Genomic DNA, 25,463 nt, shown 5'->3' on the forward strand with positions numbered 1-25,463 from the left:
CCGAACGCAACCGACGCGCACCCCAGCCGCCCGGCCCTGTGCCCCGACGCCCCGCGCCGCCAACGCCGCATGCACCCCACCCTGCGGCCCGAGGCTCCACCTCGGTCCGGGAGCGCAAGGTGCTGCCGCGCGCGACCACCCGCCGCCGCCAACGCGCCCTCCCCGCGCGAAGCCAAGGCGGCCGGATGGCCGCCGCCCGGCGCCTGAGGGCAAAAAAACATGCGCATAATCGCCGGACGGCATCGCGGCCGGCGGCTGGAAGCGCCGCCGGGCGAAGCGACTCGCCCGACTGCCGATCGCGTGCGCCAGGCGCTGTTCGACATGCTGTGGCACGCGCCCTGGGGCGGGCGCACCACCATCCAGGACCAGTTGGTGCTCGACGCCTTCGCGGGCACCGGCGCGCTGGGGCTCGAAGCCCTGTCGCGCGGCGCCGACCACGCCACGTTCCTCGAGACCGGGCGGATCGCGCTCGCCGCGCTGCGCGCCAACATCGCCGCCTGTGGGGAGGAGGCGCGCACCGCCGTCCTCGCCACCGACGCGACGCGCCCGCCGCGCGCCATGGTGCCCTGCGGGCTGATCTTCCTCGACCCGCCCTACGGCAAGGGGCTGGTGCCGCGCGCCGTGGCGGCGCTGGAGAAGGCCGGCTGGATCGGCGCGGCCGCGATCCTCGTGGCCGAGACGGGCGAGCAGGAGGCGCTCGACCTGCCGGGCTTCGAGCGGCTCGCCGCCCGCGCCCACGGCGCCGCGATGCTGCACGTGCTGCGCGCGCCCGGCGATCCCGGCTGCTGAAACGCCCGGCATCCTTGCCAGGCGTATCGGCACGCGGGGCTGATGGGGCCGCCGCGCACAAGACAACGGGGATGCGGGCGGCAGCGATCGCTGACTCACGGTCGAAGGTCGCTGCCGCCCGTATGCGGCGCGGAGCATCCCACCGGCCGCATGTCCCGACCTGCAACCTTCGACGCCGGCCGGGGCCGCGCATGCGGCCCCCCGATGGTCCGGGGTGCGCAAGCCGCCGAAGGCCGCGCACGGCGCCCGAGAAAGCAGGCACGACGATCCATCAGGCCGGCCGCCGGCGTCAGTCCAGGAACTCGATCCGCAATTCCTGGCCCTGCGGCGTGCTGCGCGTCGCGTGGCGGGAAGCCTCGCGCAATGCGAGCCAGAGCGACATCGCCTCGAGCGCATCCCCGCCCGCCTCGGCATCCTCGAGGCGCGGGCGGCGCGCGGGCGGCGGCAGCGGCGCCCCGGCGAAGGCGACGGCCAGCACCACCGTCTCCTCCTGCTGCGTCGCGGTCACCGTCATCTCCCGCAGGCCGCGCCCGGCAAGCAGGTCGCCGATCTCGATCAGCGCGTGGTGCAGCTTGCGCACCGTCTCGCCGCGCAGGCTCCAGGCGCCGCCGATGGCGAAGCAGCGGTCCTCCAGCAGGTCCGGGGCTCCGGCGCCGAAGGGCACGGTGAAGGCCTGGGTCCGCTTGACCAGCGGCAGCGTGACCAGGTTGGCGAGGAAGGCGGCGAGCCCGCCCATCGCCAGGGGCGCCGCCAGCGCCGGCACGGCGGCGGCGAAGAAGCCGGGCGCCGCCAGCACCGCGAGCCCGGTCGAGAGGCCAAGCCCCGCCACCACCGTCCGCCGCGTGTCGAGGGTGCGCACCACCACCATCTCGCAGCCCTGCGCCATCATGAAGCCGGCGACGTAGAGCAGCATCGCCGCCTGCACCGGCGCCGGCACCAGGACGAAGAGCGCCGCCGCCTTGGGGCAGAAGGCGAGGAGGAACAGGATCCCCGCCCCCGCCATCGCGATGGAGCGCGCGAAGGTGCGCGTGGCGATCGAGACGCCCACGCAGGCCGAGGAGGCCGCCGGCCCCATCCCCCCCACCATGCCGGTCAGCGCGATGGCGAGGCCATGGGCCAGGATGCCGCGCCGCAGCGGCCCCGGGTCCGGCCGCGTCCAGGCTCCGTCCGTGGCCCGCTGGAACGCCACGACGGTGCCGATCAGCGAAGCGAGCGCCGCGATCAGGCAGAGCAGGAAGGGCGCGGTCACCGTGGCCCCGAAGCCGAAATCAGGCGGCGAGGGCGGCTGCGGCACCGCGAACCAGGGGGCGGCGGCGAGCAGCGTCTCCGCCCCCGGCGGCGCCATGCCCATGCCGAGCGCCGCCGCCGTCCCCGCGACGCCGCCGATCAGCACGGCATAGGGCGCCACGACGCTGCGCAGCACGCCAAGCACCACCATGACGAAGAAGCAGCCCAGCGCGACGATGAGCTGCGGCAGCGCCGCCGCCGGGGCCGCGGCGTCGAAGCGCAGCAGGCTCATCACCGTGGGCAGCACCGAGGCCCCGATCAGGAAGACGACGACGCCCGTCACCTCCGTCGGCATCAGCGTGGAGAGGCGGCGCACCAGCGGCGCGAAGCCCATCATCGCCACGCCTGCGAGAATCGTCAGGGCGGCCGCCTCGGCCATGCCGGCGCCCATCTGCGCGGCAAGGAGCATGGGCGCCAGGAGGACCGCCGAGGGGATGGCCGGAATGGCGTAGCCCGACCCGACCGGCCCGCGCGTCAGCGCCTGCAGCACGGCATAGACGGCAAGGCCGACGAGCGAGAGGCAGAGGAAGTTCGTCGCCGCCAGCGGATCGGCGCCGAAGGCGGCGGCGACGACGCCGGGCAGCACGAAGTAGATCGACTGGATCGCCACCTGCTGCAGCGCCAGGCCGATCGTCCTGGGCAGGGAGGCATGGTCCTCGAGCCCCAGAACCACGTCGGGGACATGGGCCGGGTTACGGTCGCCCTCGCGCGAGAAGGAGGCCGCGAGCCGCTCCGCCAGGGGGCGTGTCCCCGCCGCGGCGCTCATGCCTCCGGCATCGCCTGCGACAGGCCACCGCCGAGGCGCAGCGGCGCGACCCGGCGCGCCAGGCCGGTCGCGTCGTCGGTTTCGACAAAGAGGCCGCAGAGCGTCGCCGTGCCCTCGGCCGGCGCCAGGCGCTCCACGGGCACCTTGCGCCAGAAGCGCAGCGAGGCGCCCCCCTTTTGCATCCCGATGACGCTGTCGTAGTCGCCGCACATGCCGGCATCGGTCTGGAAGGCAGTCCCGCCCGGCAGGATGCGATGATCGGCGGAGGGCACATGCGTGTGCGTGCCGATGACGAGCGAGGCGCGTCCGTCGAAGGAATGGGCCATGGCCTGCTTTTCCGACGTCGCTTCCGCGTGGATGTCCACCACCACGGCCTGCACGCTGCCCTGCGCACCCAGGCTGTGCCTGGCGAGTTCGGCCTGCACGGCGCGGAACGGATCGTCGAGCGGTTCCATGAAGAGCCGGCCCATGGCCTGCACCACGAGGGCGCGGCGCCCGCCCGGCACCGGCACCACGGCCACCCCGCGCCCCGGCGTGCCGGGGGCGTAGTTGAGGGGGCGGATCAGGCGCGGCTCCTCCTCGATGTAGGGGATGATCTCCTTGCGGTCCCAGGCGTGGTTGCCGAGGGTGAGCACGTCCGCCCCGACGGCGAAGAGCGCGCGCGCCATCTCGGGCGAGAGGCCGAAGCCGTGCGAGGCGTTCTCCGCATTCACGACCACGAGGTCGAGCGCGAAGTCGCGGCGCAGCCCCGGCAGCGCCTCCACCGCCGCGTCGCGGCCGGACCGCCCGACGATGTCACCGAGAAACAGGATCCTCACGCAGCCCCCGTGCAGTCCACCACGCCCTTCTCCGTTGCCACCCGCTTCAGCCGCATGTCGCCCGGCCCAGCGGGAACGCCGGGAGGGTCCTGCATTTCCTGTGCGGCATAGGCAACCCCCACCGCCACGGCGCCTGGCATGGCGGCGAGCGTGCGGTCGTAATAGCCGCCGCCGTAGCCGAGGCGCCGGCCGGCGCGGTCGAAGGCGAGCAGCGGCACGAGCAGCCAGTCGGGCGTCACTTCCTCGCCGCGGATCGGGTGGCGCGTTCCCATCGGTCCGTGGCCGAGCGATTCGCCCGGTGCCCAACGGCGGAAGTGCAGCGGCTGCCCGCGCTTCGGGGTGACAGGCAGGCAGAGCTTCTGGCCGCGTTCGTGCAGCGCGTGCAGCAGGGGCCGGATGTCGATCTCGGGCCCCATGGGCCAGAACGCGGAAACCAGGGCCCCGGGCGGTGGCGGGCAGTCGCGCAGGATGACCGCGGCGAGCGCCTCCCCCTTCCCCGCCGGGTCCACCGCGGCGCGGCGCGCGAGCGCGGCCCGGCGCGCCTCGGCCTTCATCTCGGCCAGCAATACGTCGCAGTAGGGGGCGCTATCGTTCATGGCACCCACAAGGAAGCGCCCTGGAAGGATCGGTGCAACCTGCGGCCCGAGGCCCCGCCTCGGAGCGTCATGGGCGATGCCGCGAGCCGCCCGGATCGGCGCAACCCGCGGCCCGAGGCCCTGCCTCGGAGCATCATGGGCGATGCCACGAGCCGCCCGGATCGGTGCAACCTGCGGCCCGAGGCCCCGCCTCGGGCCGGGAGCGCGCATGCGCGACCGCGCCCAACCCGAACGCGGCGCCCGGTGCGCCAGTCCATGGCGCGCAAGCCAAGCGGCCGGATGGCCGCGCCGGCGCTTGAGGCACCAGAAAACCTGCCAGCGGCCGGCACCCGGCGCCGACCATCGCAAGGACAGTCCTGAAAGCTAGTGTGCGGAGCCACCATAGGCCGCTGGCGTCTCATCCTCCCAAGGCCTGCTTTCGCAGGTGGGCGCCAGATACCCGAACCACGGCCCGGGCAGAGCCAGCTCCCGGAGGATGTGCATTGGCCCCGGGGATGAAGTGCCTGGCGCGCCGGGCAGCCCCGCCTGAGGTATCTAGGCTGCCTCCAGGGCTGCCGCAATGCCTTCGATCGCCTCGGCCAGGCGGTTCAGGCGGTCAGCGAGCGCCGGATCGGGTGCGACCGGTGCCGGCGCGGCAACGGCACCGCCCGCCTTCAGCGCATCGTTCTCCGTCTGCAGGTCCGCGGTCTCGTCGGCGAGTTGCAGCGCCGCGAGCAGCAGCATGCGGGTCTCGCCGAACTGCATGCCCATGGCCTTGAGGGTGCCGATGCGGCGGTCCACCTCGGCGGCCATGTTGGTCAGGTGGCGTTCCTGCCCGTCCTGGCAGGCCACCGGGTGGGAATAGCCGCCGACGCGGACGGTGACCTGGGCCATCAGCCTTCCTCGCCGAGCACGCCGCGCAGCCGGGCGATGGTCTCGTCCAGCCGCTGCGCCAGCGCCGCGACCGCGGCCGGGTCGGCGCCGGCAGCCGGAGCCTCGCCCTCGCGCGCCGGCGCCGGCATCAATGCCGGGCGGTTCGCGGCGGCACGCGCCAAGCGTTCCACCGCTGCCTCGAGCCGCGACGCCGCCTGCGCCACCGGGTCCGCTGCCTCGCTCAATCCGCCCCCTGGGACCGTTCGTCGCTTGCCGCGCGGACGCCCGTGCGGCAAGCAGAAGCCTTGGCAGAGAGGGGCCTCGGGGTCAACGGTGACAGCGCGTGTCAGCATCGGGCGGCCCGCCGTGACGGTGCATTCCCTGGCCGGGGCGGAAGCGGCGCTGGCAGCGGCCGGGCCGCAGGGGGTGCTGCTGCTGTCCGCGCCCGGCGCGGCGGGCTTCGCCGGGCCAGCCTGGTTCGTCGAGCTTGTGGCGGAAGCGATGCGACGGCATCCGGACGTGCCCTGCCGGGCCGCGCTCGATTGCGGCGACGCGGCAGGGACGGCGTTAGCGGCGCTGCGCGCGGGCGCCAGGCTGCTCGTGCTTGACGGGGAATGCCTGGCCTTCCCGGCCGTCGCAGCCGCGGCGGCCGAACTCGGCGCGGATATCCTGCCTGCTCGTCCGGTCAGTCTCGACGTCGGGCGGCTCGACCTGGCCAGGCGCGACGACCGCGCGCGGCTTTCCGCCTGGCTCGCCATGGAAGCGCCACAGGAATCGCCGACACCCCCGGCTTCGTGACAGGGTGCGGCACCTGCGGTATCGCGTGTGCTGCACCAGACAGAAGGCCTGAAGGAAGGACGCCGCGATGAAGCTGACCCGCCGAGTGAAGGAAATCCTCTCCTGGTACGAGAGCGACAATCCCGGGACGAAGGCCAACCTCGCCCGCATCCTGATGGAGGGGAAGCTCGGCGGCACCGGCCGCATGGTGATCCTGCCTGTGGACCAGGGCTTCGAGCACGGCCCGGCCCGCTCCTTCGCCCCGAACCCCGCGGCCTATGACCCGCACTACCACTTCGAGTTGGCGATCGAGGCAGGGCTGAACGCCTATGCCGCGCCGCTCGGCATGATCGAGGCGGGTGCCGCGACCTTCGCAGGCTCCATCCCGACGATCCTCAAGGTGAACAGCAGCAACAGCCTGTCCACCACCAAGGACCAGGCGGTGACGGGCTCGGTCGCGGACGCGCTGCGCCTCGGCTGCTCGGCGATCGGCTTCACGATCTACCCGTCCTCCGAATACCAGTTCGAGATGATGGAGGAGCTGCGCGAGCTCGCCGAGGAAGCGAAGTCCGCCGGCCTCGCCGTCGTCGTGTGGTCCTACCCGCGCGGCCCGATGCTCGATAAGACCGGCGAGACGGCCTACGACATCTGCGCCTACGCCGCGCACATGGCCGCCCTGCTCGGCGCCCACATCATCAAGGTGAAGCCGCCGACCGACGCGCTGTCGCTGGACGCGGCGAAGAAGGTCTACATCGAGCGCAAGATCGACGGCTCGGACCTCGCGGCGCGGATCAAGCACGTGGTGCAGTCCTGCTTCAACGGCCGGCGCCTGGTGGTGTTCTCGGGCGGCGAGGCGAAGGGCGCCGACGCGCTGCTGAACGAGGTGCGCGCGATCCACGCCGGCGGCGGCAACGGCTCCATCGTCGGCCGCAACGCCTTCCAGCGGCCGAAGGACGAGGCGCTGAAGCTGCTCGCCTCGATGATCGAGGTCTATAAGTCGAAGGCCTGACGCCAATGCCGGGACAGTCCGCTGCCCCGGCATTGCAGACAATGCGCCGGGCGGTTGAAGCGCCGCCCGGTGACGATCGCGCCAGCGTTCGACGGCAGACATGACGCCGTCCGGGCTCTGGCGGCTGATCTTGACGGCCGTACCGCTGGTGCTGTTCCCCGGTGCGGTCGCCGAGACACCCTTGCGCGCCGGGATGCAACGCCTGTGCGCCGGCACCGACAGCGAGTTTCCGCGCGTGGCGCAGATCGCCGGCTGCGACTGGATCATCCAGTCACCGGAGACCTCGCCTCCCCACCTCGCCATCGCCTTCTACAACCGAGGGGTGTCGCGCCGCGCCGCGGGCGACACGGACGGCGCCATTGCCGATTACGGCGAAGCGATCCGCGTCAACCCGAACTACGCCAGCGCCTTCACCAACCGCGGCAACGCACGCCGTGACCAGCACGACCTGGCGGGCGCCATCGCCGACTACACCGAGGCGCTGCGCATCAATCCGTTCAGCGCCTCCTCCCTCACCAACCGCGGCAATGCGCGGCGCGAGCAAGGCGACCTGCCAGGCGCGATCGAGGACCACGGCGCGGCCATCAAGGCCCAACCCTCATTCGCGCTTGCCTGGCGTAACCGTGGGCTCGCGCATCACGACCTGGGTGACCTCAAGGCGGCGCTTGCGGATTTCGACGAGGCGATCCGGCTCGATCCCTCCTATGCGCTTGGCTTCCACAACCGCGCCCTGGCGCGGCGGGCGAATGGCGATCCGCAGGGCGCGGTCGAGGATTACGACGCCCTGCTCCGCTTGCGGCCGCGCCATGCGCAGGCCTTCCATGAGCGCGGCCTTGCCCGCGGCGACCTCGGCGACCTGGCCGGCGCGGTGGCGGACCAGGACACCGCGATCCGGCTCGACCGGCGCATCGCCGCCGCCGCGCTGACCGCGCGCGGCCTGGCGCGCATCGCGCGGGGTCAGGCGGAGGCGGCGATGCCGGATCTCCTCGCCGCCTTCAGCATGACACCGAAGGACGCACAACCGCTGGCGGGCCTCTGCCTGGCCCGGCACCGGATGCAGCGGCGGGGGGCGACAGCGGGGGAATGCACCCTTGCGACCGCGGCGGCCCGGCCGCGCGAAGGCTGGCCCCATGCGGTGCGCGGCGGCATCGCCCTCGCATCCGGTGACCTCGGCACGGCCGCAGCCGATCTGGCGGAGGCGCTGCAACGTGAACCGACGCTTGCGACGGCCCTGTTCCTGCGGGCGATCCTGCGCCAGTGGGAAGGCAATGAGGCCGGCGCCGCGGCCGACGCGGCCACCGCGCGGCAGTCGCGCCCGCGCATCGGGGAACAGGTCTCGGAACTCTTCGGCCCGGACCTTGTGCTGAACTGAGATCGCGGCGCGCCGTCACACCTTCCAGGGATCGTAGGTCCCGAAATCCCACAGATACCCGCCGGGATCGCGCGCCACGTATTCCCGCGAGCCGTAGTCGCGGTCGAGCGGGCCTTCGAGGATCTCGGCCCCCGCCGCCCGCGCCCTGGCACAATGCGCGTCGGCATCCTTCACCACGACATAGAGGCAGTCCGTGACGCCGCCGGCCTGCTTCGGCAGCCTCATGTCGAAGAAGGCGCGGTCGGCGCCGCCCAGCATCACCAGGCCGCGGTGCTCGCCCTCTCCGTAGGACAACTCGGCATGGATCAGCCCGCCATCCGGGCCGGGGACAACCAGCTTCTCGACGAAGCCGAAGGCCTCGGTCAGAAAGCGGATCGCGGCCTTGGGGTCGTCATAGCGCAGGCAGGGAATCACGGCGGATGAATGCGGCATCTCAGGGCGGCTCCTCGGCAGGCTGCCGACTCTACCTGATCACGCCGCCCCGGCTCGACCTCGTGCGGTTTCGTGATGACCTGGCCGCCGCGCTCGATGCCGGCGACGTCGCCTGCCTGCAGCTGCGCCTCAAGGACGCCGCGCCGGACGATGTGAAGCGCGCGACCGAGGCGCTGATGCCCGTCTGCCACGCGCACGACGTGGCCTTCATCCTCAACGACGACGCGAAGCTCGCCCACGCGCTCGGCTGCGACGGGGCGCATCTCGGCCAGACCGACGGCGACCATGCGGGCGCGCGGAAGCTGCTCGAGGGGAAGATCCTCGGCATCACCTGCCACGCGTCGCGGCACCTCGCGATGGAGGCGGGGGAACTCGGCGCCGACTACGTCGCCTTCGGCGCCTTCTTCCCCACCGACACCAAGGAGGTGCTGCATCACGCCACGCCCGACATCCTCGAATGGTGGTCGGAGATGATGGAGATCCCCTGCGTCGCCATCGGCGGCATCACCGCGCAGAACTGCGCGCCGCTGGTGCGCTCGGGGGCGGATTTCCTCGCCGTGGTCGGCGCGGTGTGGAACCATCCGGACGGGCCCGCCGCCGGCGTGAAGGCGATGAACGCGGCGATCGCGGCGGCCTGACGACCCACGCCTATTGCGGCAGGCCCTCGACCGCGAAGATGCGCAGCCTGCCGTACCTGTCGCCGATCCTCCGCGCTTCCAGATAGGCGGGGGAGGTATAGGCCGCCTGCGCCTTCTCAAGGCTGTCGAAGACCGAGACGACGATGCGCGACGCCGGCGGCGCGCCCGCCAGAGCGACCGTCCTGCCCCCGGAAACGAGCCGCCTCTGGCCGCTCTCGGCCAGCGCCCGGTTCGCGAGGGGCACGTAGTCCCGCAGGTAGGCATCCGCGTCCGTCACCTCGATCTCCGAGATGACATAGGCCGGCGGATGGGGCTGCGCGCGCAGCCCCTGCATGGCCGCCGCCCCCATCCCGAACCCCAGTAGCGCGGCCAATCCGATCTTGACGTGAGAGTGCATGCTTCGACCTCCCCACTGGTGGAAGGAACCCGGCATACGGCGTGAAGTCCGCGCGGCTATGGTTGTATCACCATCGCCGAGAAGGGGTGCACATAGGCCTGCAGCATCACGAGCCCGCCCACCAGGCAGGCCAGCACGATGGAATGCCAGAACACGAAGCGCAGGATCGTGCCCTCGTGCCCGAACCAATTCGTCGCGGTGGAGGCCACGACGATCGACTGGGCGTCGATCATCTTGCCCATCACGCCGCCGGAGGAATTGGCAGCGCTCATCAGCACCGGCGAAAGGCCGAGCTGTTCGGACGTCACTTTCTGCAAGCCGCCGAACAGCACGTTGGATGCGGTGTCGGACCCCGTCAGCGCCACGCCAAGCCAGCCGAGCAGCGTGCCGAAGAAGGGATACAGCAGCCCCGTCCCCGCGAAGGCCAGGCCGAGCGTCGCATCGATGCCGGAAAACCGTGTCAGCGTGCCGATCGCCAGCATCGCCGCGATGGTGATGAGCGACTTGCGCACCACCCACAGCGTCCGCCCATAGGCGCCGATCAGCTTGATCGGGGAAAAGCCCATCACGAAGCCGGCGATGATCGCCGCGATCAGGATGCCCGTGCCGGTGAAGGACAGCCAGGTGAAGGCGAAGACGGCCCCTTCCGTCGCCGGGCGCGCCACCACGGGCGGGACCTTCTGGACCAGGTTGTGCAGCCCCTCCACCGCGTAGTTCCAGGTGAAGGTCGGATTGACCGCGGCCTTGAACCAGCCGGTGCCCCAGATTGCGACGATCACCGACAGGATCACCCACGGCACCCAGGCCCAGACGACCTGGTCCCGCGTCGCGGTCACGGGCTCGGGTGGCGGCGGCATGGTGTCGGCGGAGGTGTCGTGCATGCGCAGCGCCGGGGATGCCCAGACCTTCTTCGGCTGCCAGACCTGCAGGAAACCGACCAGGCAGATCATCGAGATGATCGAGGCGCCGATATCGACGATCCAAGGGTTCACGAAGTTGGAGATCAGGAACTGCGGAACGGCGAAGGACACCCCGCAGACCAGGATCGCCGGCCAGATCTGCACCATGCCCCGCCAGCCCGCGAAGACCGCGATCAGCCAGAACGGCACGATCAGCGAGAAGAACGGCAATTGCCGCCCCACCATGGCACCGAGCACGTAGGGATCGATCCCGGTGACGCTGGCCAGCCCCGCGATCGGCGTCCCCAGCGCGCCATAGGCCACCGGGGCGGTATTCGCGATCAGCGACAGCCCCGATGCGGCGAGCGGCGAGAAGCCGAGCCCGATCAGGATCGCACCCGTCACCGCGACCGGGGTGCCGAAGCCGGAGGCGCCCTCGAAGAAGGCGCCGAAGGAGAAGGCGATCAGCAGCAGCTGGAGCCTGCGGTCAGGCGTGATGCCGCCGATCGATTGCTGCAGGATCTGGAACCACCCCTTCTCCACCGTCAGCCGGTAGAGAAAGATCACGTTCAGGATGATCCAGCCGATCGGAAACAGCCCGATGGCCGCGCCGTAGATCGCGGCCCGCGCCGCCAGCCCCGCCGGCATGGTGAAGAGCAGCATCGCCACCGCCAGGGCCACCACCAGCGCCACCACGGCGGCGAGATGCGCCTGCACCTTCCCCGACGCGATCAGCGCCAGCAGCGTGACCACCGGCACCGCCGCCGCGATGGTGGACAGCGTCGCGTTGCCGAAGGGATCGTAGACTTGGTTCCACATGCCGACGTCCCTCTCCTGGGAAAGAAGCGCATGCGTGCGCGGCATTGGCCACGACGCGGCGGGAACCCGGCATGTATGCTCAGATTGATCCCTTGCCCGGGCGGGATGCAAGCGAAGCGATGGAATGCGAGCCGCCGCCATCGGCGAAACCGCCTTCCGCGCCCCGCCACCTCGGCACCTTGGTCGATCCCGGGGCGCATGAGCGGCCGGTCACCGCCCTCCTAATCCGGTTGCGGCCCCTCGTAGCCAGGCATGATGGCCAGATCCATGACGGACTTACCCTGGCGCAGCGCCATCGCCGCCGCGTATTCGGGTGAGGCATAGCATTCCAGCGCCGCGGCATGGGTCGGGAACTCGATGACCACGACGCGGGAGCGCGGATGGCCCTCCGGCGTCTCGGCGCCCCCGCCGCGCACGAGGAAGCGCCCGCCATATTTGCGGAAGGCCGCAGCATTGGCTGCGACATAGGCCTTGTAGCCCTCCGGGTCGGTGACGTCGGCAAAGGCGATCCAGTAACCCCTGGGCATGGCCGGGCTCCTCCTGCATGACGCGCGCCGATCATGGCCGGCGGGGCGGCGCGCCGTCACGATGTTCCGCCTCCGCAGGTTACGCTCGCCTGCGGAGGCGCGAGCGGCTACGCGTTCCAAGGCATGGACGAGACGACCTTCCACACCCTGCTCCACCGCCCCGGCACGCTGGTCGATGTCGGGGCGCATGACGGTCTGATCACCATCCCGCTCGCCCGCCTGCCGCGCTCCCGCGTTCTGGCCTTCGAGCCACTGCCCGCCGCCGCCGCGCGGCTGCAGGCGGCGCTGCGGGAGGCGTTCGGCGTCGTCCCGGCGCATGTGGAACTGCACGCCGTCGCGCTTGGCGACCATGCGGGCGAGGTCGCCCTCACCATGCCTGTCCTGGACGGCATCGCACAGGAACAGTGGGCGAGCACGGCGAAGGACTACGCCACGCATCTGTCGGATCGCGTGACCGTCCGGCAGTTCACCGTCCCGCTGCGGCGCCTCGACGATCTCGGCCTCGCCGACCTGACGGCGATGAAGGTCGATGCCGAGGGCGCGGAATACGAGATCCTGCGCGGCGCGCGCGAGACGCTGCTGCGCTGCCGCCCCGTGCTGACGCTCGAGATCGAGGAACGCCACCGGGAAGGCAGCAGTTGGGCCGTGCCGGCATTCCTCGATGCGCTCGGCTACGAGGTGCTGTTCGAACTGCGCGGCGAATGGTTTCCGATCGCGGCGCTGGATCGCGCGACCATGCAGCGCGCCTCTCCCGACCCCTCGGTCTTCGAGGCGTCGGATCCCTACGTCTTCGTCTTCTATGCCCTGCCGCGAGAGGAGGCGGCGGCCCTCCTGGCGCGGTTGCGAGGGGCGGCGTAACCTCCGGCCCAGACGGAGGGAACCATGTCCATAACTGCGCAGCGGCTGACCGTGACGCGAGCCTCGGGATCCTGCGGGGCGGAGGTCTCGGGCCTCGAATTCGACGGCGCTTTCGACGACGCCACCATCGCGGAACTCCGCGCCATCTGGCTCGATCACGGCGTGCTCTTCCTGCGCGACGCGAAGCTGCCGCCGCGGCAGTTCCTGGATTTCGCCGGCCGCTTCGGCACGCCGGTCGAATACCCCTTCGTGCGCGGGCTGGACGGCTTCTCGCAAATCACGCCCGTCATCAAGGAACCGCACGAGCGCATCAACTTCGGCGGCGTCTGGCATTCCGACACGGCCTATCTGGAACGCCCGCCGATGGCGACGATCCTGATCGCGCGCGAAACGCCGCCTGCCGGCGGCGACACGCTCTTCGCCGATGCGCGCGCGGCCTATGAGGCGCTTTCGCCCGGGCTGCGCGCGACGCTCGACGGGCTGCGCGCGATCAATTCCTCGAAGAAGGCGGATGCGTCCAAGACGCGCGAGGACCGCCAGAAGGAACGCGGCGCGGTGACGAACGCGGAGGTGCTGGAAGCGAGCCACCCCGTGGTGCGCACGCATCCCGAGACGGGGCGGAAGTCGCTCTACGTCAACCTCGGCCACACCTCCCACTTCGATGGCTGGACGGTGGAGGAATCGAAGCCTCTGCTCGACTTCCTCTTCGCCCACATCACCAGGCCGGAATTCACCTGTCGCTTCCGCTGGGCGCCGGGCTCGGTCGCGTTCTGGGACAACCGGTCGGTCCAGCACTACCCGGTGAACGACTACCACGGCCATCGGCGGGAAATGCACCGCATCACCCTGCTCGGCGACGTGCCGGTCTGATACGGACGGCAGCGACCTTCGACCCCGAGTGAGCGATCGCTGCCGCCCGTAATCCCTTTCGTTTGCACGCGGCCGCCCCACCGGCCCTGCATGCGGATGCGCCCGGCATTGATGCCGGGCGTACGATATTCGCCAGCCATTCGGCCGGTTCGACATCAGGGTCTTCGTCTTGCGCGCGGCCGCCCCGCCGGCCCCGCGCGCCGTGCCGCCGAGACATGCCGATGACGGCATCGGCACGCTTCGTCCGGCTGGTCCGGACGAAATCCCCTTGTCCGAGGGCCGCCGCGCGAAGGTGGTTCCTTCGGTCGGCGGGCGCAGCCGCTACCGTTCCAGGCTGCGGAGGTAGGCGATCAGGGCGTTCACCTCCTCCGGGCTGAAGGATTGCTCGGGCATGTCCGGGTGGCCGGTGACGATGCCCTCGGCGAGCGCCTCCGCGAGCTGGTCCACCGGGTATCGGTTGTGCAGGTCGCGGAAGGCGGGCGCGGTCGGGCGCGGGCTCGTGCCGGTGCGGCCGACGGCGTGGCAGCCGGCGCAGCGTTCCTGCGCCAGGCGCTGGCCGCGGGCGGTGTCGCCCTCGTCGCGCGGGGCGCAGGCGGCGAGGACCAGGGCCAGGGCGAACACCGCGCGCATCCTCAGCCTCCGCAGGTCGTCAGCGAGACGGTCGCGAAGCCACGGATCTCGCTGATCACGTTCAGCGTCATCTCGGCATTGCCCAGCACCACCGGATGGCGCTGCGGCAGGCCGGTCAGCGTCACCGGGTCGGCGCCGGCGACCGTCACCACCACGCTCGCGGCGCGGGCCAGGTCGTCGGTCTGATTCGGCGCGCTCACCACGACGCGCACCAGGCCGTCGAGCAGTTCGAAGCCCGTATTCTCCGGCACGCGCGGGCCGTAGGCGACGGCAAAGCGGCGGGACTGGCCGCGGCCCTCGCAGCGGCGGACCGGGGCGGCGTCGCGCAGCACCTGCTCGACGCGGGCGCGCGGCAGGCCGGAGGCGATGCGCTGCTGGGCGAGCGAGAACAGCGCCGCTGCGTCGCCGGTCGGCACGTCGCGGTCGTAGCGGCGCTGCAGGGCAGCATTGGCCTCGCGCGCCTGGCGCAGCTCGCTGTCCAGGCGGGCATTGCGCATCTGGTAGTCACGCGCTTCGGTCGCGACCTCATCGAGCCGCGCCTCGAGCCGGGTGACCTCCGAGTTGGCGAGTTCGAGCCCCGTCCGATACGCGGCCACGCCGAGGCCCAGGAAGATCCCGAGCACCACCAGCCACTTCGCCACGCGCAGCACGAACTGCCCGCGGCGGCGCCGCCGTTCGCGGCTGTATTTCGATCCGATCGCCATGCGTTCCGAACTTGTCCCGAACCGGGGCCTATAGACGCGACAAGGGGGGCGGACGCAACCCGCAGGGTCATGACAGAGGCAGCCACAGCACGTCCTCCACCGAGGGCGCGCCGGAGGCCAGCATCGCCAGACGGTCGAAGCCCAGCGCGATGCCAGCGGTCGGCGGCAGGCCATGATCCAGGGCGGCGATGAAGTCCTCGTCCACCTCCCAGCCGTGCTCGCCGGTGAGCCGGCGGCGTTCCTCGTTGGCTTCGTGGAAGCGGGCGCGTTGCTCGGCGGCGTCGGTGAGTTCGTCGAAGGCGTTCGCCAGTTCGATCCCGGCGACGAACAACTCGAACCGCAGCGCGGCGCGCGGGTCCGTCGGGTCGCGGCGGGCGAGTGCGGCCTGCGGCGCCGGCCAATGGGTCAGGAAGGTCGCGCGGTCGCGGCCGATGGCGGGTTCCACGCGTTCCAGGAGCAGGCGGAAGAACAGGTCCTCCCAGCCTTCCCCTTCCCTCGGCGGGAAGCCGGCGGCGGAGGCGGCGGCGCGCAAGCGGACCGTGTCGCCCTCGGTCGCCAGCAGGTCCAACCCGTTGCAGTGGCGGGCGAAGGCCTCCTGCATGGTCAGTTGCTCGAAGGGCCGCGTCAGGTCCGTCCGGATGCCGCCATGCTCGACCACGGGGGGGCAGACGGCGCGGACGAAGGCTTCGGTTTCCTCCATCAGGCCCTCGAACGACAGGCCGGGGCGGTACCACTCCAGCATGGTGAATTCGGGGGCGTGGTGGGCGGACAATTCACCGTTGCGCCAGACCCGCGCCAGTTCGAAGACCGGGCCGCAGCCCCCGGCCAGAAGGCGCTTGATCGCCAGTTCCGGCGAGGTCCGCAGCCAGAGCGGCCGCCCCTCCCCCGCGCCGAGATGGGGTTCGAAGCGGGTGGCGAAGGCGCGGATATGGACCTCCGCCCCCGGGGCGGGGACCAGGCAGGGGGTTTCCACCTCCAGGTAGCCGCGATCCGTGAAGAAGCGGCGGGTGGCGGCGGTGAGTTCGGCCCGGCGGTGGAGGAAGGGCAGGCGCGCGGCCAGGCGCTCGGGCATCCAGGGGGGCGTCGGCATGGGTTCCGGCATTGAAGGAAGACCGGCGATCCGGTAGGGGCCGCGACCATGCCGGACGGTGACGCGACACGCCAGGGACGCACGCTGCGCAGCGCGGCCGCGCTGCGCCAGGCCGGGCTGATCGCGCCCGCGGCCGAGGCCGATGCCGCGCGGGTGGCGGAACGGTATTCGATCTCGGTCACGCCGCATGTCGCCGGGCTCATGGACCCCTCCGACCCGGCCGACCCCATCGTGCGGCAATACATCCCCGACGCGGCCGAACTGATCACCGCGCCGCACGAGATCGAGGACCCCACCGCCGACGCGCCCTTCACCCCGGTGAAGGGGGTGGTGCACCGGTATCCCGACCGGGCGCTGCTGAAGCCGCTGCTCGCCTGCCCGGTGTATTGCCGCTTCTGCTTCCGGCGGGAGGTGGTCGGGCCGGATGGCGGGTTGCTGACGGAAGCCGAGCTGGACGCCGCGCTCGCCTGGTTCGAGCGCATGCCGGCCATTCGCGAGGCCATCCTGACGGGCGGCGATCCGCTCATGCTGAGCCCCCGCAGGCTGGGGGCGATCCTGTCCCGGCTCGCCGCGGTGCCGCATATCGAGACGCTGCGCATCCACAGCCGCGTGCCGGTGTCCGAGCCGTCGCGCATCGACGCGGCGATGCTGGGGGCGCTGCGGGTGGGCAAGCCCGTATTCCTCGCGGTGCATGCCAACCATGCGCGGGAATTCGCGCCGGCCGCGATGGACGCGCTGAACCGGCTGGCGGATGCGGGGGTGCCGCTGCTCGGGCAGTCCGTCCTGCTGCGCAGGGTGAACGACAGCGCGGAGGCGCTGGAAGCCCTGTTCCGCGCCATGCTGCGGGCGCGGGTGAAGCCTTACTACCTGCACTCCATGGACCCCGCGCCGGGCACGGCGCGCTTCGTGGTGCCGGAAGCCGAGGGGCTGGCGCTGATGCGGTCGCTCCGCGGGCGGATCTCGGGGATCGCGCTGCCGGCTTATGTGAAGGAGACCCCTCAGGGCGGGGGGAAGGTGCCGGTCGGTTCGACCTGATGCGCCGCCCGCGCGTTCCGTCGCGCCACCCGCTGGCGAGAGGCAGGCGCGAGAGCGCGGAGCGCCGCCGAACCCTGTCATGACGCGCCGGCCCCATCATGGCGCCTTCGGCTTCCGCGTCTGGGACCAGCCGATATAGAGGCCCGAGCCGATGATGATGGCCGCACCCAGCCACATGAAGGCATCCGGCAATTCCCCGAAGAACAGGTTGCCGACGGCGACCGAGCCCAGAAGCTGGAAATACTGGAAGGGCGAGATGATGTTCGCCGGCCCATACCCGAAGGCGAACGCCACGCAGTAATGCCCGAGCGCGCCGAGGATGCCGACGGCGCAGAACAGCGCGATGTCGAAGGCGGTGGTCGGCGTGATCCAGACGAAGGGGATCACCAGCAGCATGCCGAAGGCGCCGACGACGCTGCTGTAGAGCGTTGAGGTCTCGGGGCTTTCTATCCCGGACACCAGGCGGGTGAGGATCTGGTAGACGCCGTAGCAGGTCGCGCTGAGCACGACGAAGAGCGAGGCCCAGTGGAAGACCTCGCTGCCCGGGCGGATCACGAAGAGCACGCCACCGAAGCCGCAGAACAACGCGACCAGGCGCGCCCTGGTCGTGCGTTCCCCGAGGATGGGGCCGGCGAGCAGCGTGACGATCAACGGCGCCGTCAGGCTGATCGAGGCCGCCTTCGCCAGCGGGATGAAGGTGATCGCGAAGAAATGGCAGAGGTTCGAGGTGAAGAGCAGCGCCGAGCGCGCAAGCTGCGTGAAGGGCCGGCGCGTGCGGAAGACGCCGAAGCCGTGGCGCGGCAGGAAGAAGATCAGGAGGAAGACGATGTGGCCGAAGGCCCTCGCCCAGGAGACCTGCAGGGAGGAGTAGTCCGCGCCGAGTTGCTTCGCCACGCCGCCCATGACGGCGAAGAGCACGCCCGCCGAACACATGAAGAGTATGCCGAGGAGAATGCGCTGCGGCGGAGCCTGGAACTGAGACACGCGATGATGAAGACCCCGGCGGTGGACGGCGCCAGGGTGCGATGCGGTAGGGGATGTGTCCATTCCGCGGGGTGGCGCGAGGCGGGGGCTCTGCCCCCGGCCCCCCGCCGGGGAGGCCGGCGCCTCCCCGGACCCCGGCGGGTTTTGGGCAAATTCCGGTGGGCGGGGGGTGGGGGTGGAAGGGATTGGCGCGCGCGGGGCGCGGGTCAGCGGAGCCTCCAGTAACGGGGGCGGCCACCGGCGAGGGACATGGTCTTCGCGAGGGCGGCGAAGATGCCGGGGGGCTGCCCCGGGGCGTTTTTGGCGGCTGCCCTGGATAAGCGCCGTACGGTTTCGGACAAATCCGCGTCGGGCAGGAAGCGCGGGTGCGCCGGCAGGGCCGGGCGCAGGGCGAGGCGCTTCGCGAGCAGCAGGCTGCCGAGGCCGACGATGCGGGAGATGCGGCGCCAGGCGCGGCAGATGCGCCAGGCGAGGGCGTTTAGAATTTTGTCCTTCCCGCGGTCCCGGTTGGCGACGAGGGTGAGGAGGAGGTCCATGTGGCCGGACTTCGCCCAGCGGCGGAGCGTGCGGTGGGCGGTGTCTGCGCGGCCGTATTCGGCAGGCAGGTCCTTCCAGGGGCCGGAGGAACAGGCGACCCAGAAGATGGCGTTCAGCGTGCGGCGCCGGTCGGCGGGCGGGCGGCCGCGGCGGTTCTCGGGGCTGGGGAGGTGGCGGGAGAGGAGGGCGAATTCGGCGTCGGTGAGGGGGTGGAAGGGGTGGGGGCGCATTCAAGATCGAGTATAGGCTTTTTTTCCTACTATCTATCCCGAATTTCGATCGAACAGAAAGTTCGAGGGAGGATCGCAGGAGAAAAAAAGCGCAGACAGCTCTAGCGGCACGGTAGCGGTGCCCTTGCACCATTTTCGGAAGGGAGCCGATGCTTCATTATTGCGAAATTCTGCTTAGCGGCCAGCGCCTACACCCTAGCGTCGAAACAGGGCATCAGCTAACTCTTCTCAGATCGCTAAGCTCCTCCCTGGATAAAGTGCCCCGCGGCCCAACACACCAGGAATTAATACAGCAAGGCCGCATAGAAAGTGACGGAGGATATACAAAATGTGGGAAACTCTCGGATTCTCCAAGAATCCATATGACGCGAATCCTTTGAAGCCCACAAAAGACGATGTTGATTTACTTATAGGTCGCGTAGAAGATGGTATTAAATTTGGCACCATCATTGAGTCCGCAAATCGCGGAACGATACTTATTTCAGGATTGCCCGGAGTCGGAAAAACTAGCTTCTTCAATGTTCAGCAATACTTGATGGAATCGGGTGAAGCCGCATTTGGAAAGAAAATCATATCCGCTCGATCACTCTGCTCCATCCAGACAGGCGACAAAAGCATTGATATCGCCCTAAGGGTTCTTCATAATACATGTAGAAATATAGCAGAATTTTGCAAATCGAGATCTTTCGCGATACCCGGCAAGGCCTATGAAATTTTTGAGTGGCTAAATGGCAAACGCGGAGGTGGCTTTAATTTCTCTCTTTCTATTGCCGGATTCGGAGGCGGGGGAGGAAAGCAGGTACAACTACCAGCACCAAAAGATTCATCTTTCGAAGTACTTCAAATTATATTGTCAAGCATTGTCGAGGAAGCAGTTACGTTACTCGATATCGACGGCATCTTTATTGCTTTAGACAATGCCGAGAATCTTGATGATGAAGGAATCAGCGCCATTCTCATGAGTTTTCGTGACACCTTCTTCACAATTGAAAATATTTGGTGGATTGTGATCGGGCAGACTGGGCTGAGTAGTTTGATCCAGGTATTGGACCCAAGAGTGGCGGAGCGCATGACCGGGGGAATTGAGTTGACCCCCATCACAGCCGACGAGCTCCACACAGCAATTGATCGTCGTGTCGAGCGATTTCATCAAGCTGAGAAAGGCAAAGCGCCGCTAACTCAGGATGTTCATGATTTTTTATATGAATCCTCCCTTGGTGAGATTCGGTTTGTTTTTAAATACGCCTCGAGCATATGCACTGAATTCGTCTCACAGGCACGCTCGGCAATCATGAAGCAGATTGGCTCACTAGATAAGCTCGGCGGCACCGCAATCCGAACTCGTATTGACACGCTAATTGGAAGCGTCTTAGTCAACAATCAGATCCCCAGCAATCATTCAATGGATATAGTCCGAAAGATAATATCCGAAGAGATAAATAATCTTGGCCTCCGCCATAAAGAGCGTGATGTTCTAAAGAGGATTGGAGAGAACGGGACGGCAACCCAAAGTGAATTCAAATTATATGGGTTGAATTCCGGGCAAGATTTCTCGAGTAACTATCTATCTAAATTTCACAAGCAGCATCTTTTGGCGAAGAGCCAGGAGGGCCGACGCGTGCACTACAGCCTTCGCGGGATCGCTGCGATTGCAGGCCGTTTCAATTTGTTTGATGGAGCATCGAAGGCGTAAAGCACCGCCATTAATAGGATAGGCAAGGCTGCAGGCGGCCAGATGGAGGCGCCCACCTTGCCCTTCCCCGGCACCACGGTGTATCGCGGCCCCGATCTCGTACTGCTGCGAAAAGCTAGGAAAGCCGCCCCCATGGCAAAGATGCAAGCCAACCAGATGCGTGCCGGCATGGTCATCGAGTTCGAAGGGGCTCGCTACACCATCCTCAAGCAGAACATCATGATCCCGGGGAAGGGCGCGGCGGTCATCCAGGTGGAGATGCGGAACGTCAAGACCGGCGCCAAGAAGGACCAGCGCTGGCGGACGGCCGACACGGTCGAGCGCCTGACCACCGAGGACAAGGAGTTCACCTACTCCTACATCGACGGCACCAACCTGGTGCTGATGGACCCGGAAAGCTTCGAGCAGACCATGGTCCCGCAGGACATCCTCGGCGACCGCCTGCCCTATCTGCAGGAAAACATGACGGTCAACGTCAAGCTGATCGAAGGCGAGCCCGTCTCCATGGACCTGCCCGAGACGGTGACGCTGGAAGTGGTCGAGGCCGACCCGGTGGTGAAGGGCCAGACCGCGTCTTCCTCCTACAAGCCCGCGGTCATGTCGAACGGCGTGAAGGTGATGGTGCCGCCCTTCATCACGGCGGGGGAGAAGATCGTCGTGAAGACCGCCGACGGGACGTATTACGAACGCGCGAAGTGATGCGCGGGCGCCGGCCTGCCCGGCGCCTCGCGGCGTTTCGCGCCCTGCCCGGCGCCATTTCCGCCTAGTCTGCCTGCTCCCGGCGCGCATGCCGCGCGCCGCGCGGGGAGGATGGCGTCGATGCGCCAGCGCTCGGTCGTGCTTTCCGTGCTTGGCCTTGCTGCCGGGGTGGGCTTCGCCTCGCCCGCCCGGGCGCAGGTCTATTGCCAGTATGTCGGCGTCCCTGCCGGCTGCGTTGCGCGTCCCGGCGTGGTGTTGCGCGCCGCGCCCGGCGTCGGCGCCCCTGGTGTCGGTGTCGCCCCCGGCGTCGGCGCCCCCGGTGTCGGTGTCGCCCCTGGCGTGGGCGCCGGTGCCCCGGGCCCCGGCATCCGCCCTGGCACGCCGATGAACCGCGGCGGCCCCGTCAATCGCGCCGGCCGCCGCTAGTCCTTCAAGTCCCGCGGGTCCGGGGGCGCGCACGCCCCCGGCGGGGGTCCAGGGGGCGGCGCCCCCTGGCCTGAGCGCGCCGCGTCCCCCTGGCCTGCGCGCCCCCCATCCGCTAACCCTCCGCTCGCTCTTTCTCCCGTAAGGTCCGTCCGCTCATGCCGCCCGTCTCCTCGCGTCTTTCGCCTGCCATGCAGGTTGTCACCTCGGCCGTCCGCAAGGCGGGGCGCCGCCTGTTGCGCGATTTCGGCGAGGTCGAGCAGCTCCAGGTCAGCGTGAAGGGTCCGTCGGACTTCGTTTCCTCCGCCGACCTGCGCGCCGAGCAGACGCTGAAGGAGGAACTGTCCCGCGCCCGTCCGAACTTCGCCTTCCTGATGGAGGAGTCGGGCGAGTCCGGGAATGCCGACTGGGAATGGCGCTGGGTGGTCGATCCGCTGGATGGCACCACCAATTTCCTGCACGGGATCCCGCATTGGGCGATCTCCGTCGGCATCGAGAAGCGGATCGATGCCGACAGGACCGAGATCATGGCCGGCGTGATCTACAACCCTGCCTCGGATGAGCTGTTCTGGGCGGAGAAGGGCGTGGGCGCGTTCCTCAATGACCGGCGGCTGCGCGTCTCGGGGCGGCGGGAGATGCGGGATGCGGTCTTCGCGACCGGCATTCCCTTCGCGAGCGTGCCGCGGAAGGCGGAATTCTCCTCCATCCTGCACCGGGTCATGCCGCATGTGGCGGGCGTGCGGCGCTTCGGCGCGGCGGCGCTCGACCTCGCCTGGGTGGCGGCGGGGCGGTACGAAGGGTTCTGGGAACTCGGGCTGAAGAAGTGGGACATCGCCGCGGGGCTGGTCATGGTGAAGGAAGCGGGCGGCTTCAGCACCGATCCGGAGGGCGGCGACCCCTATGCGACCGGCAATGTCGTCGCGGGCAACCAGTTCCTGCAGCCGAAGCTGCGGGACGTGGTGGCCGAGGGCATCGCCGCAGTGAAGGCGCACCAGGCCGGATGAGGCGGCGGGCCTTCCTCGTCGCGCTTACGCTGCCTGCCGCCGTGCGCGCGCAGGACCAGCCGGCCGAGGTGTTGCCCGAGCCCGCCCCGGCCCCGCCGGCGCCGGCGCGCCTCGCGCCCGAGGGCGCGGCGATGGTTCCGCAGCCGCCGCCCGCCGGCCCACCCCTGCCGCCCGGGATGGAGACGATGCCCGGGGGCGCGGTGCGGCTGGCGCCGTTCGGGGATGCCCCCGATGCCGCCCAGTTGCGCGCGCTGGAGTCGCTGGGGCGCGCCTTCGCCACGTTGCCCGCCGGGCGCGTCACGGTGGAGGCGCAGGTGAGCGGGCCGGCGAATGATGTTTCGATGGCGCGGCGGGCCTCGCTGGCGCGCGCGCAGGCGGTGAAGGCGGCGCTGGTGGCGGGTGGGCTCGATCCGACGCGGATCGACCTCAGGCCGCTCGGGCGGCTCGCCGCGGGGGTGGACCGGGTGGACGTGCTGCCCCCCGGCGTGGCAAGCCCGAATGCGGAGGCGCGGGGGGGCCGATGACGCAGCCGATGGTGTTCCTGTGGCGGATGCTGGGGTTCCTCGCCTGCGTGGCGCTGGTAACCGCGGCGCTGTTCGACCAGCTGCAGCACGCCTTCGCCGCGAATCCGGTGCTCAACGGCGTGATCCTCGCGGTGCTGCTGTTCGGCGTGGTGTGGAACCTGCGCCAGGTGCTGTCGCTGCGGCATGAGGTGGCGTGGCTCGAAGGGTTCCGCTCCGTGCGCGGGGCGGAGGCGCCGGTGCAGCCGAAGCTGCTCGCGCCCATGGCCTCCATGCTGTCCGCGCGGCGGAGCGAGCGGGTGTCGCTTTCGGCTCTCGCGCTGCGCAGCGTGATGGACGGCATCCTGTCGCGGCTGGACGAGACGCGGGAGTTGTCCCGCTACATGACCGGGCTGCTGATCTTCCTCGGGCTGCTCGGGACCTTCTGGGGGCTGCTGCTGACGATCGGGTCCGTGGCGGACGTGATCGGGAACATGAGCGTCGGCTCGGGGGACCTGAACCAGCTCTTCAATCAGCTCAAGGCCGGCTTGGCGCGACCGCTGCAGGGGATGGGGACGGCGTTCTCGACGTCCATGCTCGGCCTCGCCGGGGCGCTGGTGCTGGGGTTCCTCGATCTCACTGCCGGGCAGGCGCAGAACCGCTTCACCAATGAGCTGGAGGAATGGCTCGCGGGGCTGACCCGCCTCTCCTCCGGCCCGCTGGGGCATGAGGCGGAGGGCTCCATTCCCGCCTATGTCAGCGCGCTGCTCGAGCAGACCGCCGAGAACATGGAAGGGCTCCAGACCATCCTCGCCCGTGGGGAGGACGGTCGCGCCGAGACATCGCGCGCCCTGGTGACGCTGACCGAACGCCTGACCGTGCTGACCGAGCAGATGCGCGCCAACAACGCCCTGATGCTGCGCGTCGCCGAAGGGCAGTCGGGCCTCGCGCCCGCGCTGTCGCGGCTGGCCGACGCGCAGGCGATGCCGGCGATCGACGACGCGACGCGCAGCCACATCCGCAACCTCGAGCTCCACCTCGCGCGCCTCGCCGAGGACGTGAACCAGGGCCGCAGCCAGATGACCGCGGAACTGCGCAACGAGATCAAGATCCTGACCCGGACCATCGCGGCGATCGCCGAGGAACAGCCGCGGTGACAGGGCGCGAAGCGGTCGCCGCCAGGGGGACGCCGCCCCCCTGTACCCCCCGCCAGAGGCCGAAAGGCCTCTGGACACCGTCACAATGGCTGGTTGGCGGGAGGGACACGACGCGACCGCCGGCGTCGGAGGCACCGCTCTGCCCCTCCCGCCAACCAGCCATGTATTGGGTTCCAAGGGCCTTTCGGCCCTTGGCGGGTGGGTCCGGGAGGGCAGCGCCCTCCCGGCTGCCGGCCGTCGCGGCCTGACGCCCCATGGCCCGTTCCGCCGACCGACGCCGTGGCCGAGGTGGCCTCGATGTCTGGCCGGGCTACGTGGATGCGCTGTCCACGCTGCTCATGGTCATCATCTTCGTGCTGCTGGTCTTCGTGCTGGCGCAGGGGTTCCTGTCGGTCGCGCTGAGCACGCGCGACCGCGCGCTGGACCGGCTGAACCGCCAGGTGGCTGAACTCGCCGAACTGCTGGCGCTGGAACGCGGCCAGGCGGAGGAACTGCGGTCGAACCTCTCCCGCGCCGGGGAGGAACTCGCCGCCGCCGCAGCCGCGCGCGATACGGCGGTGCGTTCGCTGACCGAGGCGCGCGAGGAACGCGAGCGCCTGGCGGTCGAGCGCGACACCGCGCGCGCCGAACGCGAACGGCTGGTCGCGCGCATCGCCGACCTGGGCCTCGCCGACCGCGCGGCGGCCGAGCGTGTCGCCACGCTCGAACGCCAGTTGGGAGAGGCGCTCGCGCGCGCCGAGCGGGTCGGCGGCGATGCCGCGCGGACGGCGCGGGACCTCACGGAGACGCGCCGCGGCCTATCCGAGGCCGAGCAGCGCCGCGCCGCGGTGGAACGCCAGGCGGCGACGACGGCGGCACAACTCAACGCCGCGCGGCAGGAACTGGAAGCGCTGCGCAACGAGGCGATGGCGCTCGACCGGCAGGTGCGCGCCGACCGCGCGACGATCGAGGCGCGGCTCGCCGACCTCGCGCGGCTGACGCAGCAGGTGCAGGCGCTGACGGCGCTGCGCGACGACCTGGAACGCCAGGCGCAGCAGGCCCTCGCCCGTGCCGAGGCGGAGGAGCGTGCCC

Annotated in this window: 28 protein-coding genes, 1 other RNA gene and 1 pseudogene; 15 read left to right on the forward strand and 15 right to left on the reverse strand. The window is 69.9% G+C overall.

The annotated features are described in order from the left end of the window. Window positions 1–219: 219 nt before the first annotated feature. Entirely contained in the window at window positions 220–789 is a 570-nt protein-coding gene (gene rsmD, locus GXW76_RS19400; RefSeq protein ID WP_211863753.1) for a 16S rRNA (guanine(966)-N(2))-methyltransferase RsmD, read from the forward strand. A gap of 289 nt (window positions 790–1,078) precedes the next feature. Here the strand turns inward: rsmD and GXW76_RS19405 are convergent, their stop codons facing one another. From GXW76_RS19405 to GXW76_RS19430, 6 genes are all read right to left on the reverse strand, one after another. Then, entirely contained in the window at window positions 1,079–2,842 is a 1,764-nt protein-coding gene (locus GXW76_RS19405; RefSeq protein WP_211863754.1) for a solute carrier family 23 protein, read from the reverse strand. Further along, entirely contained in the window at window positions 2,839–3,660 is an 822-nt protein-coding gene (locus GXW76_RS19410) for a TIGR00282 family metallophosphoesterase (RefSeq protein WP_211863755.1), read from the reverse strand. The genes GXW76_RS19405 and GXW76_RS19410 overlap by 4 nt, the downstream gene beginning before the upstream one ends. Continuing rightward, a complete protein-coding gene (locus GXW76_RS19415; protein WP_211863756.1) occupies window positions 3,657–4,256 on the reverse strand; it encodes a 5-formyltetrahydrofolate cyclo-ligase in 600 nt (199 codons plus the stop codon). Before GXW76_RS19415 ends, GXW76_RS19410 begins: the two co-directional genes overlap by 4 nt. 369 nt (window positions 4,257–4,625) lie before the next feature. Beyond that, window positions 4,626–4,781, reverse strand: a non-coding RNA gene (gene ssrS / locus GXW76_RS19420) — 6S RNA. A gap of 9 nt (window positions 4,782–4,790) precedes the next feature. After that, the gene (locus tag GXW76_RS19425) at window positions 4,791–5,129 is read right to left on the reverse strand and encodes a cell division protein ZapA (protein WP_211863757.1); all 339 of its coding nucleotides are present in this window, start codon (window positions 5,127–5,129) and stop codon (window positions 4,791–4,793) included. Next, window positions 5,129–5,353, reverse strand: coding sequence for a hypothetical protein (locus GXW76_RS19430; RefSeq protein WP_211863758.1), 225 nt, complete (start codon window positions 5,351–5,353; stop codon window positions 5,129–5,131). The genes GXW76_RS19425 and GXW76_RS19430 overlap by 1 nt, the downstream gene beginning before the upstream one ends. 88 nt (window positions 5,354–5,441) lie before the next feature. On the opposite strand from GXW76_RS19430, the gene GXW76_RS19435 reads away from it, so the two are divergent. The 3 genes from GXW76_RS19435 (at window position 5,442) to GXW76_RS19445 (ending at window position 8,266) form a co-directional block, all read left to right on the forward strand. Further along, window positions 5,442–5,906 carry a hypothetical protein gene (locus GXW76_RS19435; RefSeq protein ID WP_211863759.1) on the forward strand — a complete coding sequence of 155 codons (465 nt, stop codon included), beginning with the start codon at window positions 5,442–5,444 and terminating at the stop codon, window positions 5,904–5,906. A 67-nt stretch (window positions 5,907–5,973) separates the two neighbouring features. Then, the gene (locus tag GXW76_RS19440; RefSeq protein ID WP_211863760.1) at window positions 5,974–6,894 is read left to right on the forward strand and encodes a class I fructose-bisphosphate aldolase; all 921 of its coding nucleotides are present in this window, start codon (window positions 5,974–5,976) and stop codon (window positions 6,892–6,894) included. Between the two features lie 100 nt (window positions 6,895–6,994). Then, on the forward strand, window positions 6,995–8,266 hold the full coding sequence (locus GXW76_RS19445; protein WP_211863761.1) for a tetratricopeptide repeat protein: 1,272 nt from the start codon (window positions 6,995–6,997) through the stop codon (window positions 8,264–8,266). A gap of 15 nt (window positions 8,267–8,281) precedes the next feature. On the opposite strand, the gene GXW76_RS19450 is transcribed toward GXW76_RS19445, so the two are convergent. Next, entirely contained in the window at window positions 8,282–8,698 is a 417-nt protein-coding gene (locus GXW76_RS19450) for a VOC family protein (RefSeq protein ID WP_211863762.1), read from the reverse strand. Here GXW76_RS19450 and thiE point away from each other — a divergent pair. Further along, window positions 8,686–9,336 (forward strand): thiamine phosphate synthase, encoded by a 651-nt coding sequence (gene thiE, locus GXW76_RS19455; RefSeq protein WP_211863763.1) that lies wholly within the window; start codon window positions 8,686–8,688, stop codon window positions 9,334–9,336. The two genes, GXW76_RS19450 and thiE, sit on opposite strands and share 13 nt — an antisense overlap. A 10-nt stretch (window positions 9,337–9,346) precedes the next feature. Here thiE and GXW76_RS19460 read toward each other — a convergent pair whose 3' ends face one another. The 3 genes from GXW76_RS19460 to GXW76_RS19470 all read right to left on the reverse strand — a co-directional run bounded on the left by GXW76_RS19460 (window position 9,347) and on the right by GXW76_RS19470 (window position 11,978). Continuing rightward, window positions 9,347–9,733 carry a DUF1330 domain-containing protein gene (locus tag GXW76_RS19460; RefSeq protein WP_211863764.1) on the reverse strand — a complete coding sequence of 129 codons (387 nt, stop codon included), beginning with the start codon at window positions 9,731–9,733 and terminating at the stop codon, window positions 9,347–9,349. Window positions 9,734–9,789: 56 nt separating this feature from the next. Beyond that, the gene (locus GXW76_RS19465) at window positions 9,790–11,451 is read right to left on the reverse strand and encodes an L-lactate permease (RefSeq protein ID WP_211863765.1); all 1,662 of its coding nucleotides are present in this window, start codon (window positions 11,449–11,451) and stop codon (window positions 9,790–9,792) included. A 221-nt stretch (window positions 11,452–11,672) separates the two neighbouring features. Further along, entirely contained in the window at window positions 11,673–11,978 is a 306-nt protein-coding gene (locus GXW76_RS19470) for a DUF1330 domain-containing protein (protein WP_211863766.1), read from the reverse strand. 123 nt (window positions 11,979–12,101) lie between these two features. Between GXW76_RS19470 and GXW76_RS19475 the strand changes: the two genes are divergently transcribed. Beyond that, window positions 12,102–12,836: an FkbM family methyltransferase gene (locus GXW76_RS19475; RefSeq protein ID WP_211863767.1), complete on the forward strand. Its 735-nt coding sequence runs from the start codon at window positions 12,102–12,104 to the stop codon at window positions 12,834–12,836. 24 nt (window positions 12,837–12,860) lie between these two features. Further along, entirely contained in the window at window positions 12,861–13,706 is an 846-nt protein-coding gene (locus tag GXW76_RS19480) for a TauD/TfdA dioxygenase family protein (RefSeq protein ID WP_211863768.1), read from the forward strand. Between the two features lie 321 nt (window positions 13,707–14,027). Here GXW76_RS19480 and GXW76_RS19485 read toward each other — a convergent pair whose 3' ends face one another. From GXW76_RS19485 to epmA, 3 genes are all read right to left on the reverse strand, one after another. Further along, entirely contained in the window at window positions 14,028–14,336 is a 309-nt protein-coding gene (locus GXW76_RS19485) for a c-type cytochrome (RefSeq protein WP_211863769.1), read from the reverse strand. A 2-nt stretch (window positions 14,337–14,338) separates the two neighbouring features. Continuing rightward, window positions 14,339–15,040 (reverse strand): hypothetical protein, encoded by a 702-nt coding sequence (locus GXW76_RS19490; protein ID WP_211863770.1) that lies wholly within the window; start codon window positions 15,038–15,040, stop codon window positions 14,339–14,341. 67 nt (window positions 15,041–15,107) lie between these two features. Then, on the reverse strand, window positions 15,108–16,130 hold the full coding sequence (gene epmA, locus GXW76_RS19495; protein ID WP_246514537.1) for an EF-P lysine aminoacylase EpmA: 1,023 nt from the start codon (window positions 16,128–16,130) through the stop codon (window positions 15,108–15,110). 48 nt (window positions 16,131–16,178) lie between these two features. Here epmA and GXW76_RS19500 point away from each other — a divergent pair, with 48 nt between their 5' ends. Further along, window positions 16,179–17,165 carry a lysine-2,3-aminomutase-like protein gene (locus GXW76_RS19500; RefSeq protein WP_211863772.1) on the forward strand — a complete coding sequence of 329 codons (987 nt, stop codon included), beginning with the start codon at window positions 16,179–16,181 and terminating at the stop codon, window positions 17,163–17,165. 96 nt (window positions 17,166–17,261) lie between these two features. On the opposite strand, the gene GXW76_RS19505 is transcribed toward GXW76_RS19500, so the two are convergent. Beyond that, entirely contained in the window at window positions 17,262–18,149 is an 888-nt protein-coding gene (locus GXW76_RS19505; RefSeq protein WP_211863773.1) for a DMT family transporter, read from the reverse strand. A gap of 206 nt (window positions 18,150–18,355) precedes the next feature. Continuing rightward, window positions 18,356–18,916: a transposase gene (locus tag GXW76_RS19510; protein WP_211863774.1), complete on the reverse strand. Its 561-nt coding sequence runs from the start codon at window positions 18,914–18,916 to the stop codon at window positions 18,356–18,358. 328 nt (window positions 18,917–19,244) lie between these two features. Between GXW76_RS19510 and GXW76_RS19515 the strand changes: the two genes are divergently transcribed. From GXW76_RS19515 to GXW76_RS19545, 7 genes and pseudogenes are all read left to right on the forward strand, one after another. Continuing rightward, window positions 19,245–20,609: a Cdc6/Cdc18 family protein gene (locus tag GXW76_RS19515; protein WP_211863775.1), complete on the forward strand. Its 1,365-nt coding sequence runs from the start codon at window positions 19,245–19,247 to the stop codon at window positions 20,607–20,609. A gap of 132 nt (window positions 20,610–20,741) precedes the next feature. Further along, a complete protein-coding gene (efp, locus tag GXW76_RS19520; RefSeq protein WP_211863776.1) occupies window positions 20,742–21,308 on the forward strand; it encodes an elongation factor P in 567 nt (188 codons plus the stop codon). 120 nt (window positions 21,309–21,428) lie between these two features. Beyond that, on the forward strand, window positions 21,429–21,734 hold the full coding sequence (locus GXW76_RS19525; protein ID WP_211863777.1) for a hypothetical protein: 306 nt from the start codon (window positions 21,429–21,431) through the stop codon (window positions 21,732–21,734). 155 nt (window positions 21,735–21,889) lie between these two features. Then, window positions 21,890–22,735, forward strand: a complete 846-nt coding sequence (locus tag GXW76_RS19530; RefSeq protein ID WP_211863778.1) for an inositol monophosphatase family protein — start codon at window positions 21,890–21,892, stop codon at window positions 22,733–22,735. Next, on the forward strand, window positions 22,732–23,259 hold the full coding sequence (locus GXW76_RS19535; RefSeq protein WP_211863779.1) for an OmpA family protein: 528 nt from the start codon (window positions 22,732–22,734) through the stop codon (window positions 23,257–23,259). Before GXW76_RS19530 ends, GXW76_RS19535 begins: the two co-directional genes overlap by 4 nt. Beyond that, entirely contained in the window at window positions 23,256–24,392 is a 1,137-nt protein-coding gene (locus tag GXW76_RS19540) for a flagellar motor protein MotA (protein WP_211863780.1), read from the forward strand. Before GXW76_RS19535 ends, GXW76_RS19540 begins: the two co-directional genes overlap by 4 nt. Before the next feature lie 254 nt (window positions 24,393–24,646). Then, window positions 24,647–25,463, forward strand: a pseudogene (locus GXW76_RS19545) (peptidoglycan -binding protein); the annotation flags it as partial.

Source organism: Neoroseomonas soli (assembly GCF_018129065.1).
In the GTDB taxonomy this organism is placed as follows: Bacteria; Pseudomonadota; Alphaproteobacteria; order Acetobacterales; family Acetobacteraceae; genus Neoroseomonas; species Neoroseomonas soli.

Excerpts from the sequence above, each read along its gene's own strand:
- GXW76_RS19510 (WP_211863774.1), bottom strand. The coding sequence starts at position 18,916 with ATGCGCCCCCACCCCTTCCACCCCCTCACCGACGCCGAATTCGCCCTC.
- GXW76_RS19415 (WP_211863756.1), bottom strand. The coding sequence starts at position 4,256 with ATGAACGATAGCGCCCCCTACTGCGACGTATTGCTGGCCGAGATGAAG.
- efp (WP_211863776.1), top strand. The coding sequence starts at position 20,742 with ATGGCAAAGATGCAAGCCAACCAGATGCGTGCCGGCATGGTCATCGAG.
- GXW76_RS19475 (WP_211863767.1), top strand. The coding sequence starts at position 12,102 with ATGGACGAGACGACCTTCCACACCCTGCTCCACCGCCCCGGCACGCTG.
- GXW76_RS19440 (WP_211863760.1), top strand. The coding sequence starts at position 5,974 with ATGAAGCTGACCCGCCGAGTGAAGGAAATCCTCTCCTGGTACGAGAGC.
- GXW76_RS19525 (WP_211863777.1), top strand. The coding sequence starts at position 21,429 with ATGCGCCAGCGCTCGGTCGTGCTTTCCGTGCTTGGCCTTGCTGCCGGG.
- thiE (WP_211863763.1), top strand. The coding sequence starts at position 8,686 with ATGAATGCGGCATCTCAGGGCGGCTCCTCGGCAGGCTGCCGACTCTAC.
- GXW76_RS19540 (WP_211863780.1), top strand. The coding sequence starts at position 23,256 with ATGACGCAGCCGATGGTGTTCCTGTGGCGGATGCTGGGGTTCCTCGCC.
- GXW76_RS19485 (WP_211863769.1), bottom strand. The coding sequence starts at position 14,336 with ATGCGCGCGGTGTTCGCCCTGGCCCTGGTCCTCGCCGCCTGCGCCCCG.
- GXW76_RS19535 (WP_211863779.1), top strand. The coding sequence starts at position 22,732 with ATGAGGCGGCGGGCCTTCCTCGTCGCGCTTACGCTGCCTGCCGCCGTG.
- rsmD (WP_211863753.1), top strand. The coding sequence starts at position 220 with ATGCGCATAATCGCCGGACGGCATCGCGGCCGGCGGCTGGAAGCGCCG.
- epmA (WP_246514537.1), bottom strand. The coding sequence starts at position 16,130 with ATGCCGACGCCCCCCTGGATGCCCGAGCGCCTGGCCGCGCGCCTGCCC.
- GXW76_RS19515 (WP_211863775.1), top strand. The coding sequence starts at position 19,245 with ATGTGGGAAACTCTCGGATTCTCCAAGAATCCATATGACGCGAATCCT.
- GXW76_RS19480 (WP_211863768.1), top strand. The coding sequence starts at position 12,861 with ATGTCCATAACTGCGCAGCGGCTGACCGTGACGCGAGCCTCGGGATCC.
- GXW76_RS19445 (WP_211863761.1), top strand. The coding sequence starts at position 6,995 with ATGACGCCGTCCGGGCTCTGGCGGCTGATCTTGACGGCCGTACCGCTG.
- GXW76_RS19530 (WP_211863778.1), top strand. The coding sequence starts at position 21,890 with ATGCCGCCCGTCTCCTCGCGTCTTTCGCCTGCCATGCAGGTTGTCACC.
- GXW76_RS19470 (WP_211863766.1), bottom strand. The coding sequence starts at position 11,978 with ATGCCCAGGGGTTACTGGATCGCCTTTGCCGACGTCACCGACCCGGAG.
- GXW76_RS19450 (WP_211863762.1), bottom strand. The coding sequence starts at position 8,698 with ATGCCGCATTCATCCGCCGTGATTCCCTGCCTGCGCTATGACGACCCC.
- GXW76_RS19405 (WP_211863754.1), bottom strand. The coding sequence starts at position 2,842 with ATGAGCGCCGCGGCGGGGACACGCCCCCTGGCGGAGCGGCTCGCGGCC.
- GXW76_RS19460 (WP_211863764.1), bottom strand. The coding sequence starts at position 9,733 with ATGCACTCTCACGTCAAGATCGGATTGGCCGCGCTACTGGGGTTCGGG.
- GXW76_RS19500 (WP_211863772.1), top strand. The coding sequence starts at position 16,179 with ATGCCGGACGGTGACGCGACACGCCAGGGACGCACGCTGCGCAGCGCG.
- GXW76_RS19490 (WP_211863770.1), bottom strand. The coding sequence starts at position 15,040 with ATGGCGATCGGATCGAAATACAGCCGCGAACGGCGGCGCCGCCGCGGG.
- GXW76_RS19465 (WP_211863765.1), bottom strand. The coding sequence starts at position 11,451 with ATGTGGAACCAAGTCTACGATCCCTTCGGCAACGCGACGCTGTCCACC.
- GXW76_RS19425 (WP_211863757.1), bottom strand. The coding sequence starts at position 5,129 with ATGGCCCAGGTCACCGTCCGCGTCGGCGGCTATTCCCACCCGGTGGCC.